General features: G+C 60.4%; 15 protein-coding genes. 12 read left to right on the top strand and 3 right to left on the bottom strand.

Annotation, left to right across the window (positions count from 1 at the left end; genetic code table 11):
- The first annotated feature begins 148 nt into the window (after positions 1 to 148).
- Positions 149 to 1387, top strand: coding sequence for an enterobactin transporter EntS (entS, locus tag RTP97_RS03150; protein WP_312410795.1), 1239 nt, complete (start codon positions 149 to 151; stop codon positions 1385 to 1387).
- Here the strand turns inward: entS and fepB are convergent.
- Positions 1384 to 2343, bottom strand: coding sequence for a Fe2+-enterobactin ABC transporter substrate-binding protein (fepB, locus tag RTP97_RS03145; RefSeq protein WP_312410792.1), 960 nt, complete (start codon positions 2341 to 2343; stop codon positions 1384 to 1386). The genes entS and fepB overlap by 4 nt on opposite strands.
- A 185-nt stretch (positions 2344 to 2528) precedes the next feature.
- On the opposite strand from fepB, the gene entC reads away from it, so the two are divergent.
- The 7 genes from entC to RTP97_RS03110 all read left to right on the top strand — a co-directional run bounded on the left by entC (position 2529) and on the right by RTP97_RS03110 (position 10048).
- A complete protein-coding gene (gene entC, locus RTP97_RS03140) occupies positions 2529 to 3704 on the top strand; it encodes an isochorismate synthase EntC (protein WP_312410790.1) in 1176 nt (391 codons plus the stop codon).
- A 9-nt stretch (positions 3705 to 3713) separates the two neighbouring features.
- Positions 3714 to 5324 carry a (2,3-dihydroxybenzoyl)adenylate synthase EntE gene (gene entE / locus RTP97_RS03135; protein ID WP_312410788.1) on the top strand — a complete coding sequence of 537 codons (1611 nt, stop codon included), beginning with the start codon at positions 3714 to 3716 and terminating at the stop codon, positions 5322 to 5324.
- A 14-nt stretch (positions 5325 to 5338) separates the two neighbouring features.
- The gene (locus tag RTP97_RS03130; protein WP_312410786.1) at positions 5339 to 6190 is read left to right on the top strand and encodes an isochorismatase; all 852 of its coding nucleotides are present in this window, start codon (positions 5339 to 5341) and stop codon (positions 6188 to 6190) included.
- 8 nt (positions 6191 to 6198) lie between these two features.
- The gene (gene entA / locus RTP97_RS03125) at positions 6199 to 6945 is read left to right on the top strand and encodes a 2,3-dihydro-2,3-dihydroxybenzoate dehydrogenase EntA (protein WP_312410959.1); all 747 of its coding nucleotides are present in this window, start codon (positions 6199 to 6201) and stop codon (positions 6943 to 6945) included.
- 2 nt (positions 6946 to 6947) lie between these two features.
- Entirely contained in the window at positions 6948 to 7361 is a 414-nt protein-coding gene (gene entH, locus RTP97_RS03120; RefSeq protein ID WP_103819904.1) for a proofreading thioesterase EntH, read from the top strand.
- 335 nt (positions 7362 to 7696) lie between these two features.
- The gene (gene cstA / locus RTP97_RS03115; protein WP_312410784.1) at positions 7697 to 9802 is read left to right on the top strand and encodes a pyruvate/proton symporter CstA; all 2106 of its coding nucleotides are present in this window, start codon (positions 7697 to 7699) and stop codon (positions 9800 to 9802) included.
- Positions 9803 to 9850: 48 nt separating this feature from the next.
- Positions 9851 to 10048: a YbdD/YjiX family protein gene (locus tag RTP97_RS03110; protein WP_103819902.1), complete on the top strand. Its 198-nt coding sequence runs from the start codon at positions 9851 to 9853 to the stop codon at positions 10046 to 10048.
- Here RTP97_RS03110 and RTP97_RS03105 read toward each other — a convergent pair whose 3' ends face one another.
- A complete protein-coding gene (locus RTP97_RS03105; RefSeq protein WP_312410781.1) occupies positions 10049 to 10792 on the bottom strand; it encodes a 3-oxoacyl-ACP reductase family protein in 744 nt (247 codons plus the stop codon). It abuts the gene before it with no gap.
- Between the two features lie 180 nt (positions 10793 to 10972).
- On the opposite strand from RTP97_RS03105, the gene RTP97_RS03100 reads away from it, so the two are divergent.
- Both RTP97_RS03100 and RTP97_RS03095 read left to right on the top strand, forming a co-directional pair.
- Complete coding sequence (locus RTP97_RS03100) at positions 10973 to 11902, top strand: LysR family transcriptional regulator (RefSeq protein WP_312410779.1); 930 nt, start codon at positions 10973 to 10975, stop codon at positions 11900 to 11902.
- Positions 11903 to 12018: 116 nt separating this feature from the next.
- Positions 12019 to 13188: an MFS transporter gene (locus RTP97_RS03095; protein WP_312410778.1), complete on the top strand. Its 1170-nt coding sequence runs from the start codon at positions 12019 to 12021 to the stop codon at positions 13186 to 13188.
- A 3-nt stretch (positions 13189 to 13191) separates the two neighbouring features.
- On the opposite strand, the gene RTP97_RS03090 is transcribed toward RTP97_RS03095, so the two are convergent.
- Complete coding sequence (locus RTP97_RS03090) at positions 13192 to 14280, bottom strand: oxidoreductase (RefSeq protein ID WP_312410776.1); 1089 nt, start codon at positions 14278 to 14280, stop codon at positions 13192 to 13194.
- A 161-nt stretch (positions 14281 to 14441) separates the two neighbouring features.
- Between RTP97_RS03090 and RTP97_RS03085 the strand changes: the two genes are divergently transcribed.
- Positions 14442 to 15944, top strand: a complete 1503-nt coding sequence (locus tag RTP97_RS03085; RefSeq protein WP_312410774.1) for a sugar ABC transporter ATP-binding protein — start codon at positions 14442 to 14444, stop codon at positions 15942 to 15944.
- Positions 15941 to 16936: an ABC transporter permease gene (locus tag RTP97_RS03080; protein WP_312410772.1), complete on the top strand. Its 996-nt coding sequence runs from the start codon at positions 15941 to 15943 to the stop codon at positions 16934 to 16936. Before RTP97_RS03085 ends, RTP97_RS03080 begins: the two co-directional genes overlap by 4 nt.
- The last annotated feature ends 1 nt before the right edge of the window (position 16937 follow it).

Raw genomic sequence — 16937 nt, 5'->3', positions numbered from 1 at the left:
GACCCACGGGCGTGCCGGATTAACGGAAAGCGACATAACAACGTCCCTGACGTGATAATGATAGTAATTATCGTTATCGATCTTATTGCGGTATGTTAGCATGTGCGGCCTGAAAACTGGTATCAAAAGTTCGCATTAAGGCTTTGTTATGACCCGACAATCCTGGCTGATTAACGTCAGCCTGTTGAGAACCCATCCCGCGTTTCGCGCTGTTTTTATTGCTCGTTTTATCTCGATCGTGTCGCTGGGGCTGCTCGGCGTTGCCGTGCCGGTGCAGATCCAGGCTATGACTCACTCCAGCTGGCTGGTGGGGCTGGCGGTAACCCTCACCGGCGGGGCGATGTTTATCGGTCTGATGGTCGGCGGCGTGCTGGCGGACCGTTACGAGCGCAAGCGCCTGATCCTGCTGGCGCGCGGTACCTGCGGCATTGGCTTTATTGGTCTCTGCCTCAACGCCGCGCTGCCTGAACCTTCTCTGCTGGCGATCTATCTGCTCGGCCTGTGGGACGGCTTTTTCGGTGCGCTGGGCGTCACGGCGCTGCTGGCGGCGACCCCGGCGCTGGTAGGAAGAGAGAACCTGATGCAGGCCGGGGCGATTACCATGCTTACCGTGCGGCTGGGGTCGGTTATCTCGCCGATGCTTGGCGGCCTGCTCCTCGCCTCCGGCGGCGTGGTGTGGAACTACGCCCTGGCGGCTGCGGGAACCTTTATCACCACCCTGACCCTGCTGCGTCTGCCCCAGCTGCCGCCGCCGCCCCAGCCCCGTGAGCACCCGTTAAAATCGCTGCTGGCGGCGTTTCGCTTCCTGCTGCGTAGCCCGCTGATCGGCGGCATCGCTCTGCTGGGCGGCCTGCTGACGATGGCCAGCGCCGTGCGCGTGCTCTATCCGGCACTAGCGATCCACTGGCAGATGTCAGCCGCCGAGATCGGTATCCTCTATGCGGCTCTGCCGCTGGGTGCCGCTCTGGGGGCGCTCACCAGCGGCAACCTGGTCCAGCGCCCGCGCCCCGGCGCGATCATTCTTTTCTCTACCCTCGGGGCCTTTGTCGCCATCGCCCTGTTTAGCCTGATGCCGGTCTGGCCGCTGGGGGTGCTGTTCCTGGCTCTGGCAGGCTGGCTGAGCGCCATCAGCTCGCTATTACAGTACACGCTGCTGCAAACCCAGACGCCAGAGGCGATGCTGGGGAGGATCAACGGCCTGTGGACGGCGCAGAACGTTACCGGAGATGCGATTGGTGCGGCGCTGCTGGGCGGGATGAGCGTGGCGATGACGCCTGCGGCGTCGGCCAGCGTCGGCGGAGTAGTGCTGGCGGTGACGGGGGCGGTACTGATTCTGGTGCTGGGTGAGCTGCGGCGTTTTCGCCACAGCCCACCCGTTGACGCTTAACTGAACAGCGTGGCGAAGCGCTTAAGCAGCAGCGTGGCGCTGTAGTAGTCGAGGCGGAAGGTCTCGGTGCCGAGGGCGTAGACCCGCTTGTTCTGCACCGCGCTCAAATGGCTCAGTAGCGGGTTGGCATAGATAGCCTCGGCGTCTTTCTCATTGCCCGCAAAGAGGAACAGCGCCTCGCCGTTCAGCCCGGCAGCGAGGTTTTCACCCCCCAGTTGGACGATATCGTGGCGCTTGCCCTGGCTCTGGCTGGCGTGCAGCCCGTCGGGCAGGGTGGCGAGGGTAAAGCCCAGCTGCGAGAGCAGCTGCCCCTGGGCCGAGTCGGCGGTCCACAGGTTGGCGCTATGCGCCGCCGGGTTATAGACCAGGGCGCTGACCGGCTGCGGGGTCAGGGTCATCTGCTGTTTCACCTTCGCCAGCTGCTGATTAAAATCGCTAATGCGGGCTTTAGCCTGCTGCTCCTGGCCAGTGATCTCCCCAAGCTGGGTGAGCAGCGTCTGCCAGCTCTTATCGTCGTAGTTGATGATCAGGGTCGGGGCAATCGCGGAGAGCTGATCGTAGAGTGCCAGCGCCGAGTCGCCTCCGGTGGCGCTGATCAGGATCAGATCCGGCATCTGGGCGGCAACCGCCTCGGCGTTCGGTTCGCCAATATAGAGCCGGGTCAGCTTACGCGCTTTGGCAATCTCGCCCCACTGGCGCAGGAAGCCGTTCTCATCGGCAACGCGATTGTTGGGCGCGGTTGCGCCGCTGGCGACCACCGGGGCGTCAATCGCCAGCAGCGAGCCGGTGAGCGTGACGCTGGTGGAGACAATGCGCAGAGGTTTATGATCGAGCGTATGAACGCCACGGCTGTCGGCGATCTGGCGGGGCCAGCCAGCGGCCTGGGCTACAGAAAGTCCTAAAACAAAAAGGCCCAGCGTCAGCAGGGACTTAAGCGAAAACGGGGAGAGTCTCACGGCGTGCATCCTGTTATTGTGCGGCTAATGCTTCTCATTTTCATCATTGCGCCGCCGGATGCAAGTTTTTAGCAGCACAAAACTGCGCCCTCTGAGGTTGACATCGCTCGGGATAACTCTTAGCTTACCGACCAAAATATAAATGATAATAATTCTTACTACTTTTATCGTTTTCGGAGAAGGATATGGATTCGTCACTGGCGGAGGAGACTCAGCTTACCGTGAACACGCTGGCATCAGACCAATTTTTCTTTATGTCGCCGTATCGCAGCTTCAGTACATCGGGCTGCGTTATGCGCATCAGCGAGCCGGCTAACGGCGGGGATGACCTCAACGGCGCGTTCCAGCAGACGCTGGCCCAGGCGTTCAGCGAGGCCAAAAAACAGGGGATCGCGAAGCCGATTGTGGTGGGGGCCATTCCGTTTGATACCACTCAACCCTCCGCGCTGTTTATCCCCCGCAGCTGGGAGAGCTTCTCCCGTCCGGCGAAGCAGCTCTCCGCGCGCTACTTCCAGGGGGGCGACGCCCTCAACGTGGTAACCCGCAAGGCCATTCCTGAGCACCCGGTCTTTACCGATATGGTAGCCCGCGCCGCTGCCCTGACCGCTACCCCGCAGGTGGATAAGGTAGTGCTTTCGCGTCTAATCGATATCACCACCGACAAGCGTGTAGACGGCGGAGCGCTGCTGGAGCGGCTGATTGCTCAGAACCCGGCCAGCTTTAACTTCCACGTGCCGTTACCCGACGGCGGCGTGCTGCTGGGTGCCAGCCCGGAGCTGCTGCTGCGCAAAGAGGCATCGCACTTTAGTTCGTTGCCGCTGGCTGGCTCTGCTCGCCGCCAGCCGGATGACATGCTGGACCGCGAGGCGGGCAACAAGCTGCTGGCCTCTGAGAAAGATCGTCACGAGCATGAGCTGGTGACCCAGGCGATGAAAACCGTACTCGCGCCTCGCAGCCGTGAGCTGACGCTGCCGGACTCGCCGCAGCTGGTGAATACCCCGACGCTCTGGCATCTGGCGACCCCTATTGAGGGAGTGGCACAGGCGGAAGAGAACGCCCTGACGCTGGCCTGTCTGCTGCATCCGACCCCGGCGTTGAGCGGCTTCCCGCATCAGGTAGCAAAAGCGCTGATTGCCGGGCTGGAGCCGTTTAACCGCGACCTGTTCGGCGGCATCGTTGGCTGGTGCGACGCCGACGGTAACGGCGAGTGGGTGGTCACTATCCGCTGCGCACGCCTGCTCGAAAACCAGGTCCGCCTGTTTGCCGGCGCCGGGATCGTTCCGGCCTCCTCACCGGAAGCCGAATGGCGCGAGACCGGGGTAAAACTCACCACCATGCTCAACGTTTTTGGTTTGCATTAAGGAGCAATCATGACAATTCCCTTTACCCGCTGGCCCGATGAATTTGCCCGGCGCTACCGTGAGAAAGGCTACTGGCAGGATCTGCCCCTGAGCGATATTCTGACCCGCCACGCCCAGAGCGATGCGCTGGCGGTCATTGATGGCGATCGCGAGTTTAGCTACCGCCAGCTGAATCAGGCGGCGGATAACCTGGCGGCCTCGTTGCAGGCGAAAGGCCTTCGCACGGGGGAAACCGCACTGGTGCAGCTGGGTAACGTGGCGGAGTTTTACATCACCCTCTTTGCCCTGTTGAAAATTGGCGTCGCGCCGGTGAACGCGCTCTTCAGCCATCAGCGCAGCGAGCTGAACGCCTATGCGTCTCAGATCAAACCGGCGCTGCTGGTGGCTGACCGCGATCACCCCCTGTTTAATGACGACCAGTTTCTTAATGGCTTTGTAGAGGAACACGGATCGCTGCGGGTCGTGCTGCTGCGTAATGAGTCAGGCGAGCAAGCCCTGGCGGCGGCCATCGACCGTCCGGCGGAGCATGCCGTCAACGCACCGACGCCTGCCGATGAGGTGGCGTTCTTCCAGCTCTCCGGGGGCAGCACCGGCACGCCAAAGCTGATCCCGCGCACGCATAACGACTACTACTACAGCATCCGCCGCAGCAATGAGATCTGCCATTTCGATAGTCAGACACGCTACCTCTGCGCGTTACCGGCGGCGCATAACTATCCGATGAGCTCCCCCGGCGCGCTCGGCGTATTCCTGGCCGAAGGCTGCGTGGTGCTGGCAGCCGATCCCAGCGCCACCCTCTGCTTCCCGCTGATCGAGAAGCACCGGATCAACGTCACCGCGCTGGTGCCGCCTGCCGTTAGCCTCTGGCTGCAAGCCATTCATGAGTGGGGCAGTAACGCCCAACTGGCCTCTCTCACGCTGCTGCAGGTAGGCGGCGCGCGGCTCTCCGCGACCCTCGCCGCGCGCATTCCGGCTGAGATAGGCTGCCAGCTACAGCAGGTGTTCGGCATGGCCGAGGGGCTGGTGAACTACACCCGCCTTGATGACAGTATTGAGCGCATCAACAACACCCAGGGCTGCCCGATGTGTCCGGATGACGAAGTGTGGGTGGCCGACGCCGACGGCAATCCGCTTCCACGCGGTGAGGTGGGTCGCCTGATGACGCGCGGGCCGTACACCTTCCGCGGCTACTTCAATAGCCCGCAGCACAACGCCAGCGCCTTCGACGAGAACGGTTTTTACTGCTCCGGGGATCTGATCGCCATCGACGAGCAGGGCTACATTACCGTTCAGGGGCGAGAGAAGGATCAGATCAATCGCGGGGGCGAGAAGATTGCCGCCGAAGAGGTCGAGAATCTGCTTCTGCGCCACCCGGCTATTATCCATGCCGCACTGGTGAGCATGGAGGACAGCCTGCTTGGCGAGAAGAGCTGTGCGTACCTGGTGGTATCCCAGCCGGTGCGTCCCGTGGAGATCCGCCGCTTCCTGCGTGAGCAGGGCGTCGCCGAATTTAAACTGCCCGATCGCGTGGAGTGCGTGGACGCACTGCCGCTGACGCCGGTCGGCAAGGTCGATAAGAAAGAGCTGCGCCTGCGGCTGGCCGAACGGTCACAGGCGTAACAAAGGAGAGAAGTATGGCAATCCCAAAATTAACCGGCTACGCGCTGCCTGCGGCCACCGAGATCCCGCAGAACAAGGTTAACTGGGCCTTTGAGCCTGAGCGCGCCGCGCTGTTAATTCATGATATGCAGGACTATTTCATCAACTTCTGGGGTGAAAACTGCCCGATGATGGCCCAGGTGGTAGCGAACATCGCCGCCCTGCGTGAATTCTGCAAGCAGCACAATATCCCGGTCTACTACACCGCTCAGCCGAAAGAGCAGAGCGATGAAGATCGCGCCCTGCTGAACGATATGTGGGGGCCGGGGCTGACCCGTAAACCGGAGGAGCAGCAGGTGGTTGCCGCCCTGGCCCCGGACGAAGATGACACCGTGCTGGTGAAGTGGCGCTACAGCGCCTTCCACCGCTCGCCGCTGGAGCAGATGCTGAAAGAGAGCGGGCGCAACCAGCTTCTCATCACCGGTGTCTACGCCCACATCGGCTGCATGACCACCGCCACCGACGCCTTTATGCGCGACATCAAGCCCTTTATGGTGGCCGACGCGCTGGCGGACTTTAGCCGCGACGAGCACCTGATGGCGCTCAACTACGTGGCCGGGCGTTCTGGACGGGTAGTGATGACCGAGGATCTGCTCCCGGTGCCGGTCAGCAAGGCGGCGCTGCGTGCCGTGGTGCTGCCCCTGCTCGACGAGTCCGATGAGCCGATGGATGATGAGAACCTGATTGACTACGGCCTCGATTCGGTGCGGATGATGGCGCTGGCCGCGCGCTGGCGCAAGGTCTACGGCGATATCGATTTTGTCATGCTGGCGAAAAATCCCACCATTGATGCCTGGTGGGCGCTGCTCTCCCGCGAGGTGAAATAGTGGCCGGGCTGGATTTCAACGGCAAGATCGTGTGGGTCACCGGCGCAGGGAAAGGCATTGGCTACGCGACGGCGCTGGCCTTTGTCGAGGCGGGAGCGCAGGTTACCGGCTTCGATCGTGACTTTAGCCAGGCCGCGTATCCCTTCGCCTGTGAGGGGCTGGATATCGCCAACGCCGAACAGGTGGCAGCGGTATGCCAGCGCCTGCTGGTCGCCACCCCGCGTCTCGATGTGCTGGTGAATGCGGCGGGAATTTTACGCATGGGGGCAACGGACCAGCTCTCTCAGGACGACTGGCAGCAGACGCTGGCGGTCAACGTTGGCGGCGCGTTTAACCTCTTCCAGCAGACCATGGCCCAGTTCCGTACCCAGCGGGGCGGGGCGATTGTCACCGTCGCCTCCGATGCGGCCCATACGCCGCGCATCGGCATGAGCGCCTATGGAGCTTCGAAGGCGGCGCTGAAGAGCCTGGCCCTGACCGTGGGGCTGGAGCTGTCCACCAGCGGCGTGCGGTGCAACATCGTCTCACCAGGCTCCACCGACACCGATATGCAGCGCACGCTGTGGACCAGCCCGGACGCCGAGCAGCAGCGCATTCGCGGCTTTGGGGAGCAGTTCAAGCTGGGGATCCCGCTGGGCAAAATTGCCCGCCCGCAGGAGATCGCCAGTACCATTCTGTTTCTCGCCTCCGATCTCGCCAGCCACATCACATTGCAGGACATCGTGGTGGACGGCGGCTCGACGCTGGGAGCCTGACTATGATCTGGAAACGTCATCTCACGCTTGATGAGCTTAATGCTACCAGCAGCAACACCCTTGTTGCCCATCTGGGGATTGTCTATACCCGGCTGGACGACGATCTGCTGGAGGCGGAGATGCCCGTCGATGCGCGTACCCACCAGCCGTTTGGCCTGCTGCATGGCGGCGCTTCGGCGGCGCTGGCCGAGACCCTCGGCTCAATGGCGGGTTACCTGATGACCCGCGACGGCCAGTGCGTGGTCGGCACCGAGCTGAACGCCACCCATCACCGCCCGGTGTCGCAGGGCAAAGTGCGCGGCGTCTGCCAGCCCCTGCACCTCAGCCGCCAGAGCCAGAGCTGGGAGATCGTGGTGTTTGACGAGCAGGGACGGCGCTGCTGCACCTGCCGCCTGAGCACTGCGGTTTTAGGCTAATCCTCGTGTAGGCCCGGTAAGCGTAGCGCCACCGGGCGTAACGCCGGGCGGCACTGCGTTTGCCCGGCCTACGGCGGGCACGGTGCAGTTTGTAGGCCCGGTAAGCGAAGCGCCACCGGGCGTGACTCTGCTAACGTTATAACGCCGGGCGGCACTGCGTTTGCCCGGCCTACAACTTCCTGCGCGTTTCATCCTGCATAAGTGATCTCCATTACAGAGTGTTGTAAATAAACGGTTGCCCCTCTGCTTTCTGACGTAACAGCATTGTTAAAACCCGCCGTCTGATCTAGAAACAAAATGTAACATCTTCCTGCCTCAGCCAACGGATAACGACTATGCAAAACTCAGGGAAATACCTTATTTGGGCATTGCTCGCGGTAATAGGCGCTTTTGCCCTCGGCTATATCGCACTTAACCGTGGTGAACAGATCAATGCCCTCTGGATTGTGGTGGCGGCGGTCTGTATCTACCTGATCGCCTATCGCTTCTATGGGCAGTACATCGCCCGCAACGTGCTGGCGGTGGATCCGACCCGCATGACGCCCGCCGTACGCCATAACGACGGGCTGGACTACGTGCCAACGGATAAAAAGGTGCTGTTCGGCCACCACTTTGCGGCGATCGCCGGGGCAGGGCCGCTGGTGGGGCCGGTGCTGGCGGCGCAGATGGGCTACCTGCCGGGGATGATCTGGATCCTCGCCGGGGTAGTGCTCGCTGGGGCAGTGCAGGACTTTATGGTGCTCTTTGTCTCTACCCGCCGCGACGGCCGCTCGCTGGGTGAGCTGGTGAAAGAGGAGATGGGCCCGACGGCAGGGGTGATCGCCCTGGTGGCCTGCTTTATGATCATGGTGATCATCCTGGCGGTGCTGGCGATGATCGTGGTCAAGGCCCTGACCCATAGCCCGTGGGGAACCTACACCGTAGCCTTTACCATCCCGCTGGCGATCTTTATGGGGATCTATATTCGCTACCTGCGTCCCGGTCGCATTGGTGAAGTGTCGGTGATCGGCCTCTTCTTCCTGATTTTCGCTATCATCTCTGGCGGCTGGGTAGCGGAAAGCCCGACCTGGGCACCGATGTTCGACTTTACCGGCGTGCAGCTGACCTGGATGCTGGTAGGCTACGGCTTTATCGCGGCGGTGCTGCCGGTGTGGCTGCTGCTGGCTCCGCGTGACTATCTCTCTACTTTCCTGAAAATCGGCACCATCATTGGCCTGGCGATCGGTATTTTGATCATGCGTCCGACGCTGACCATGCCGGCCCTGACCAAGTTTGTTGACGGCACCGGCCCGGTGTGGACCGGTAACCTCTTCCCGTTCCTGTTTATCACCATCGCCTGCGGCGCGGTGTCGGGTTTCCATGCGCTGATCTCCTCCGGTACCACGCCGAAGATGCTGGCCAATGAGGGCCAGGCCTGCCTGATTGGCTATGGCGGAATGCTGATGGAGTCCTTCGTAGCGATCATGGCCCTGGTCTCAGCCTGCATTATCGATCCGGGCGTCTACTTTGCAATGAACAGCCCGATGGCGGTGCTGGCCCCTGCCGGTACGGCGGACGTGGTCGCTTCGGCGGCGCAGGTGGTGAGCGGCTGGGGCTTTAGCATCACCCCGGACACCCTCAACCAGATCGCTAACGAGGTGGGCGAGCAGACCATTATCTCCCGCGCGGGGGGCGCACCGACCCTGGCGGTAGGGATGGCCTATATCCTCCACGGCGCGCTGGGCGGCCTGATGGACGTCTCCTTCTGGTACCATTTCGCTATTCTGTTTGAGGCGCTGTTTATCCTGACGGCGGTGGACGCGGGCACCCGTGCGGCGCGCTTTATGCTGCAGGATCTGCTGGGGGTAATCAGCCCAGGGCTGAAGCGTACCGACTCGCTGCCCGCTAACCTGCTGGCGACCGCGCTCTGCGTGCTGGCGTGGGGCTACTTCCTTCATCAGGGAGTGGTGGATCCGCTCGGTGGGATCAATACCCTCTGGCCGCTGTTTGGTATCGCCAACCAGATGCTGGCAGGGATGGCGCTGATGCTTTGTGCAGTGGTACTGTTCAAGATGAAACGCCAGCGCTTCGCGTGGGTGGCTCTCGTGCCTACCGCATGGCTGCTGGTCTGTACCCTGACCGCAGGCTGGCAGAAAGCCTTTAGCCCGGACGTAAAAGTTGGCTTCCTGGCGATCGCTAACCGCTTTCAGGGGATGATCGACAGCGGCAGCATTCCGGCCCAGTACACCGAGTCGCAGCTGCGTCAGCTGGTGTTCAACAACCGTCTGGATGCCGGGCTGACCATCTTCTTTATGGTGGTGGTCGTGGTGCTGGCGGTTTACTCACTGAAAACCGCGCTGGCGGCGCTGAAAGAGCGCCAGCCGACGGCGAAAGAGACCCCGTACGAGCCGATGCCCGCCGACGCTGAGCAGGTAGTGGCCCAGGCAAAACGGGCGCACTGAGTGTAATAATGCCCCTCTCCCGGCAGGGGGAGGGGCAGGGAGAATACGATGTTTGATACCCTTGCAAAGGCCGGAAAGTATTTAGGCCAGGCCGCTAAAATGATGGTCGGCGTCCCCGATTACGACAACTACGTTGCCCATATGCAGCTTAACCACCCGGATCAGACCCCGATGAGCTACGAAGACTTTTTCCGCGATCGCCAGGATGCGCGCTACGGCGGTAAAGGCGGAGCGCGCTGCTGCTGATCAGGCGTTCAGCCCGCCATCAACGTCAATACCCGTGCCGGTAATATGCTTCCCGGCCGGGCCAGCGAGAAACGTTACCGCGTCGGCAATATCTTCCGCCTCACCGTAATGCCCCAGCGCAATGCCCTGGCGTTGCAGGTCGGCACCTTCTCCGTCCGCCGGGTTCATATCGCTGTCGGTCGGGCCGGGGTGCACCAGATTCACCGTGATGCCACGCGGGCCCAGATCGCGGGCCAGCCCGCGCGTCAGCGAATTAAGCGCCGATTTGGTCATCGAATAGACGGCAATCCCCGGCAAGGCCACGCGGTTGGCCAGACAGCTGCCGATATTAATAATCCGCCCACCTTCGCCGAGATGGGGGATCGCCGCCTGGGTAGCAATCACCACGCCGCGAATATTGACGTTAATCAGCGCGTCAATATCCTCGATCGACATCTCCTCCAGCGGACCGCCGCGTGCAATTCCGGCGTTATTGACCAGAATATCCAGCCCGCCAAGCTGTGCGACGGTTTGCGCCACCGCCGTCTGGATAGCGCTGACATCTGCACTGTCGGCCTGGATCGCCACGCCGGTGCGCCCAAGGGCGCGGATCTCGTCCGCTACCGCCTGGGCTTTCTCGGCAGATTTTTCGTAAGTGATGGCGACGTCCGCGCCTGCCCGCGCCAGCGACAGCGCAATGGCTCTCCCCAAACCCCGGCTCGCGCCGGTAACCAGCGCACGTTTACCGTTAAGATCGTATTGCATGGTGACTCCTGATAGGTGGAGGGTACACCATCACGTTATACGCTCTTATTAGCGCCTGCCAATAAGGCCAAACGCTTACTGATTAAACGTCTCTACCTTCGCAAACGCAGCTGGCTGATTAGATTTAGTGTAGAGTTAATCAACCACAATGCCGTATCACGACGCCTCTGAGGCAACTTAATGTCCATCAATTTTTCTGCTGAAACACTACGTGGGATCACTAACTTCGTTGTTGCAGCACACTCCCGTAGCTTTACAGAAGCTGCTGAAAATCTCGGCATCACTAAATCTGCGGTAGGAAAAAGTATTGCGCGTTTAGAAGAGAGGCTCGGTACCCGCCTGTTTCATCGCTCGACACGTAAACTAAGCCTGACAACTGACGGAGAGGCGTATCTTAAAAGCTGTCTGTCAGCGCTGGACATTCTCGATACAGCGGAACACGCGCTCTGCAAACGACAGGAAATTCCCTCTGGAAACGTTCGAATCGATATGCCCGCCTCATTCGGGAGAAATCTGATGATGCCTTTGTTACTCGATATTGTTAAACAGTATCCGGCCCTGCGGCTCAAGCTGACATTTAATGACAGGCTCATTGACCCAGTGCAGGAGGGAATAGACCTGGTGCTCCGTCTGGGAGAGCTACAAAGCACCGATGAGCTGATTGCCCGTCGTCTGAGCAGACAGCGTTTCGTTTTATGCGCCACGCCAGCTTATCTTGAGCAACAGGGTATGCCGGTAGATATAGACAGTCTCAAGCAGCACCGCTGCATTATGGGTTACCGTCGCGGGGCACCTCTTGCATGGCGTTTCAAGCCTGAAGGCGATAAAGAGATTCGCTTCATAGCTGATTCCGCTCATGAGATAAGTGATGGCGATGCCATGCTTCAGGCTTGCCTGGCAGGCCTGGGCATCGCACAGTTTCCAGAATCAATGGTGACTGAATACCTCGAAAAAGGCGACCTTGTTCCTGTGATGTCTGAATACGCTCCCGATCCCGCAGATCTCAATATCGTCTGGCCAAAAGCGAAGCATCTTTTTCCTAAAATCCGGCTTATCGTTGATCGCCTGCTCGCTAAGGCCGAAGAGGGACATTTTGGTTCTTTAAGGTAGACATAATTTCTACGCTCAGACGATTTTCGGGCTGTTTATCGCTCACTATTAAGCTTTTATCCTGTCTGTCTTTATTCCGGTTATAACAGCCGTTTAACACAGACAGGATATCTATTATGCCATTAGCACTTTGGGCCTTAGCGATAGGTGCATTCGGTATCGGCACCACCGAATTTATTATTGCTGGTTTACTTCCCGTCATCGCCAAAGAATTCAGCGTAACTATCCCCGTCGCGGGTAACCTGGCCACTGCCTACGCTATGGGCGTGTTTGTCTGCGCCCCAGCCCTGATTATTCTTGGCTCCAGAGTTCCGCGAAAAGCAATGCTGGTCTCTCTTATGCTCCTTTTCGTCGCTGGCAACCTTGTCACCGCCTTTGCTCCCTCATTAAGCGTGGCGATTGTGGGGCGAATTATCACCTCCATGACGCATGGCGCATTCTTTGGCATCGGCTCTATTATTGCAGCCGATATGGTGGATCCTACTAAACGCGTGCGGGCTATCGCTTTCATGTTTATGGGGTTAACAGTTGCCAATTTAATCGGCGTGCCTGCTGGCACATGGATAGGACAGCATCTCTCCTGGCGCGACGCTTTTATGGCGATCGCTGCGATTGGCGTCATTACGGTTATCAGTATCGGATGGCTCATTCCGCATCAGCCCCGCTCTCAGCACCAGAATTTCGCTCAAGAGTTCAACGCATTTCGCAATGTGAATGTACTGCTGGCGATGGGGATCACTATTTTTGGACCGGGTGCTTTTTTTACCTCAATAACCTATATCGCCCCCATGATGACCGAGCTGGCTGGCTATCACGAAAGTAGCCTTGCAGGGTTGATGCTACTTTTCGGCTTGGGTCTTTTTGTCGGAAACCAGCTTGGAGGCCGTTATGCCGATCGGGCCTTGATGCCCATGCTCTACGTCACCCTGGCCGCGCAGGCAATCGTACTGGTTATTTTTAATTTCACCGCAGACAGTCAGATCGTATCAGCCATCTGTATCTTCCTTATGGCTGCATTCGGATTTGCTACCGTGTCTCCTATCCAGAAACTTGTTATGGATAAAGCCCGTGCGGCAGGTGCGCCGACGCTGGCTTCCGCTGTCAATATAGGACTTTTTAACCTCGGCAACGCACTGGGTGCCTGGCTTGGCGGTGCGGTTATAGCAGCAGGATTCGGCCTACAGTCACCTAACTGGGCGGGAGCTGTGCTGTCTACTATCGCCCTGATTTTGGCCGTTTTATCTGGATTAACGGATAAAACAGGCCATATGGTGGAGCAGCACTAAGCCTTATCGCGCCCAGTTCTCAACCTTCTCGAACGCCGCGCGCAGGGTCTCTGGCGTTAAGGTCACCGGCAGGTAGTGAATCGACTCCACTGGGCGCAGGGTATGGGCGATAACCCGATCCAGTTCATCACGGTTGTGAATATCCACCTCCAGCGCCGCCAGGGTAGTCGGCAGGTTGAAGCGCTGGAAAGCGGCGATCAGCTGGGCCAGCACCGCGTCCTGGCCGAGCAGGGCGCTCTGCACCAGAATGCCGTAGGCCACTTTGGTGCCGTGCAGGAACTTATCGGTCTGCGGCAGCACCGTCAGGCCGTTATGCACCGCGTGGGCTGCGGCGACGCGGGTGTAGCGCTCGCCGAGGCCACCTACCATCCCGCCACCGGCAATAATCGCATCCACTACGTCACGGAATGCCTGGGTCAGCTCTCCACGCTGCTGGTCCGCCAGCGCGGTTTCACTGCTCTCCAGCAGTACGTCACGGATCGCCAGCGCGCCGTTGATCCCCAGCCGCACGGTCAGCGGCAGGCTGTCCGGATCCGGGGCCAGCACCACCGCTTCGTACCACTTCGCCAGCGTATCGCCGATGCCCGCCAGCAGGTACTCCACCGGGGCGTCGAGAATAATCTGCGGCTCCACCAGCACCAGGAAGTTGGCGTCGTCGAAAATTTCAAAGTGTAGCGCCTGACCTGCGTCGTTATACCACACAGAGAGCGGCGTCCAGGCCGCACAGGTGGCGGCAATGGTTGGAATAGCCACTACCGGTAGCCCTAAGCGCCGCGCCACCGCCTTCGCGGTATCCAGCAGCGCGCCGCCGCCGATGCCGATCACCACGCTGCGGTCGCTGCCCGCGTCGTTCACCAGCGCGGTAACGTCATGCTCGCTGCAGTGGCCCTTGAACAGCAGATGCTTCGCTCCCGGGGCGTTAACGCTCTCCGGCAGGTACGGGCGGGCGGCAGCGATGGCGCGTTCGCCATAGATTAAGACCGCGCGGGAGAGCTGCTCAGGGGTATAAAAATCGTTCAGGCGCGCCAGGCTGCCGCTGTGGGAGTAGTAGTTGGCCGGGCCGGGTACAACGCGGATATCAGTGTTGCTCATGTCTCTGTCCTTGTGCGGAATCGCTAACCCGATGTTATGTCTGGACATCCGGATGGCTAATATTATTTTGCTTTATCTTATGCCTTTTCTGCTGTTGCCAGTCAAGCGCGGCTATGAAAAATTCGTTAAATCAATCTATTAATCCCAGGAAGCCCTCTTCAATGAGCGTTAACCATCTTGAGATGCGCGCGATTAGCCTCGCCTTTGCCGGCGTTAATGCCCTGACGCAGGTGAACTTCAGCATGCGCGGCGGATCGGTGCATGCCCTGACCGGGGCCAACGGCGCGGGGAAATCCACGCTGATGGCGGTGCTGTGCGGCACCTGGGCAGGCTATGAGGGTGAGATCGCCATTGATGACCAGCCGGTCTCGATCCGCTCTCCGCTGGATGCCAAACGTCTCGGCATTCACCTGGTGCAGCAGGAGGTCGACGTGGCGCTGGTTCCCGGCCTCAGCATCGCGGAAAACATTATGCTCGATAAGCTGGCCGAGCCGGGCTATGCCTGGCGCTGGTCCACCGTGCGTCAGCATGCGCGGGATGCGCTGGCCCTGCTCGACGTCACCCTCGACGTCAGACGCGCTATCGACACCTGCACCCTCGCCGAGAAGCAGCAGATCCTGCTGGCCCGCGCGCTCTCCCATCGCTGCCGTTTTTTGATCCTTGATGAGCCTACCGCGCCGCTGGATCAGCACGAGAGCGAGCGCCTGTTTACCGTGGTAAGACGCCTGCAGCAGCAGGGGATCGGCGTGGTCTTTATCTCCCACCGTATTCACGAGCTGAAGGCGATCTGCGACACCCTGACGGTGCTGCGCGACGGCAGGCTGGTGGAGTCCGGCCCGATGGCTGCCCTGAGCGGAGAGGAGATTGTGGAGAAGATGCTCGGCCACCAGCTAAACGATATCTATCCCCCGCGCCGTCCGCCCCACGGGAAGGAGACCCTGCTGCGCGTGGAGGGGCTGCATGACGAGAAGCTGCTGAAGGATATCTCTTTGCACCTGCGCAAAGGCGAGATCCTTGGCATCGCGGGCCTGGCGGGGGCGGGTAAAACCGAGCTTTGTAAGGCGCTGTTTGGCGCAGAGAAAAGCCGCGTCGCCCGCGGGGAGCTGAACGGTCAGCCGTGGCGGCCCCGGGATCCGGCAGACTCGGTTATTCGCGGTATGGCGCTGATCCCCGAGGAGCGGCGCAAAGAGGGCATCTTTATTGACGAGCCGATCGCCATGAACCTGGCGGTTAGCGCGGACAACAGCTTTTCCCGCTGGAGCCTGTTCGGCCATCGCAAAGCCTGGCGCTGGGCGCAGACGGTGATTGAGCACGTTGGCGTGCGCACCACCGGCCCGGGGCAGATCCTGCGTCGCCTCTCCGGCGGCAATCAGCAGAAGGTGGCGATAGGCAAATGGCTGCGCGGCAACGCCAGCGTGGTGATTTTCGACGAGCCAACCAAGGGCGTCGACGTAAAAGCCAAAACCGATCTCTTCCGCCTGATTGACGGCCTCGCCCGGGAGGGTAAGGGGATCGTCTACGCCTCCGGTGAGTTTGCCGAGCTGGTGGGCCTCTGCGATCGCATCTGCGTTCTGTGGGATGGCCGCATCGTGGCGGAGATAGCCGGAGCAGAGGCCCGGGAAGAGACACTACTTTACTATTCGACCGGAGGAGCGGCGGCGTGAGCAAAGCCCTTTCAGTAAAAGCAACGGCGTCGGGCCGTCAGCAGTTTTTCGATTTTCTCTATAAGTGGGGCATGCTGCTGACCGTGGTGGTGCTGGTGGCTATCTTTGGCATCGCCTCGGATAACTTCCTTGACCCCTTTAACATCATCAACATCCTGCGGTCGATTGCCATCGTGACGGTGATTGCCGTCGGCGTCTCGATTTCGCTGACCATCGGCGGATTCGATCTCTCCGTGGGGTCAACGGCGTCGCTGGCCAACGCGCTGGTGATCTCGCTCTTCGTCTGGCACGGCTTCGGCACCACCGAAGCGATCCTCGTGACTCTGACGCTCTGTACCCTGGTCGGCCTGTTTAACGCCTTCCTGATCGTCGTTCTGCGTATTCCTGACATGCTCGCTACCCTCGGCAGCCTGTTTGTCATTCAGGGCGTGGCGATGACCTACAGCTACGGCGGATCGATCACCGAAAACATGCTGCTGCCGAGCGGCGAGATGGCCGAAGGGCTGATCCCGGCGGGCTTTAGCCTGCTCGGTCAGGTGCCGGTTATTGTTATTGTCATGCTGGTAGTCACGGTGGTGGCCCAGCTTGGGCTGTCGCTGACCACCCATGGGCGGCGGATGTACGCCATCGGCGGCAACCCGGAGGCGGCGCGCCTCTCCGGTATTCGCACCACCCGCTACAAGGTGGCGGCCTACGTTATCGCCTCCTTGCTGGCGGGACTCGGCGGCATTTTGCTGGCCTCGCGCATCGGTTCCTCCCAGGTGAACGCCGGGGGCGGCTACCTGATGGACGCGGTGGCGGCGGCGTGGATTGGCTTCTCGCTGGCCGGATCCGGTAAGCCTAACGCGCTCGGCACGCTGGTGGGGGCGGTGATCCTCGGGGTGCTGTCAAACGGGCTGGTGATGCTCTCCGTGCCCTACTACGCAATGGACATTATTAAGGGCCTGGTGCTGGCCGGTGCTCTGGCGTTGACCTATTTCCAGCGTCGCTAAT

Source organism: Pseudescherichia sp. (genome assembly GCF_031998825.1).
Lineage (GTDB): Bacteria > Pseudomonadota > Gammaproteobacteria > Enterobacterales > Enterobacteriaceae > Pseudescherichia.
This window is presented reverse-complemented; position numbering and strand designations above follow the sequence as displayed.

Bases quoted from the DNA above. Each gene is read 5' to 3' on its own strand.
- RTP97_RS03100 (WP_312410779.1), top strand. From the start codon at position 10,973: ATGTCCATCAATTTTTCTGCTGAAACACTACGTGGGATCACTAACTTC.
- entE (WP_312410788.1), top strand. From the start codon at position 3,714: ATGACAATTCCCTTTACCCGCTGGCCCGATGAATTTGCCCGGCGCTAC.
- entH (WP_103819904.1), top strand. From the start codon at position 6,948: ATGATCTGGAAACGTCATCTCACGCTTGATGAGCTTAATGCTACCAGC.
- entS (WP_312410795.1), top strand. From the start codon at position 149: ATGACCCGACAATCCTGGCTGATTAACGTCAGCCTGTTGAGAACCCAT.
- RTP97_RS03095 (WP_312410778.1), top strand. From the start codon at position 12,019: ATGCCATTAGCACTTTGGGCCTTAGCGATAGGTGCATTCGGTATCGGC.
- cstA (WP_312410784.1), top strand. From the start codon at position 7,697: ATGCAAAACTCAGGGAAATACCTTATTTGGGCATTGCTCGCGGTAATA.
- RTP97_RS03105 (WP_312410781.1), bottom strand. From the start codon at position 10,792: ATGCAATACGATCTTAACGGTAAACGTGCGCTGGTTACCGGCGCGAGC.
- entC (WP_312410790.1), top strand. From the start codon at position 2,529: ATGGATTCGTCACTGGCGGAGGAGACTCAGCTTACCGTGAACACGCTG.
- RTP97_RS03090 (WP_312410776.1), bottom strand. From the start codon at position 14,280: ATGAGCAACACTGATATCCGCGTTGTACCCGGCCCGGCCAACTACTAC.
- RTP97_RS03110 (WP_103819902.1), top strand. From the start codon at position 9,851: ATGTTTGATACCCTTGCAAAGGCCGGAAAGTATTTAGGCCAGGCCGCT.
- RTP97_RS03130 (WP_312410786.1), top strand. From the start codon at position 5,339: ATGGCAATCCCAAAATTAACCGGCTACGCGCTGCCTGCGGCCACCGAG.
- RTP97_RS03085 (WP_312410774.1), top strand. From the start codon at position 14,442: ATGAGCGTTAACCATCTTGAGATGCGCGCGATTAGCCTCGCCTTTGCC.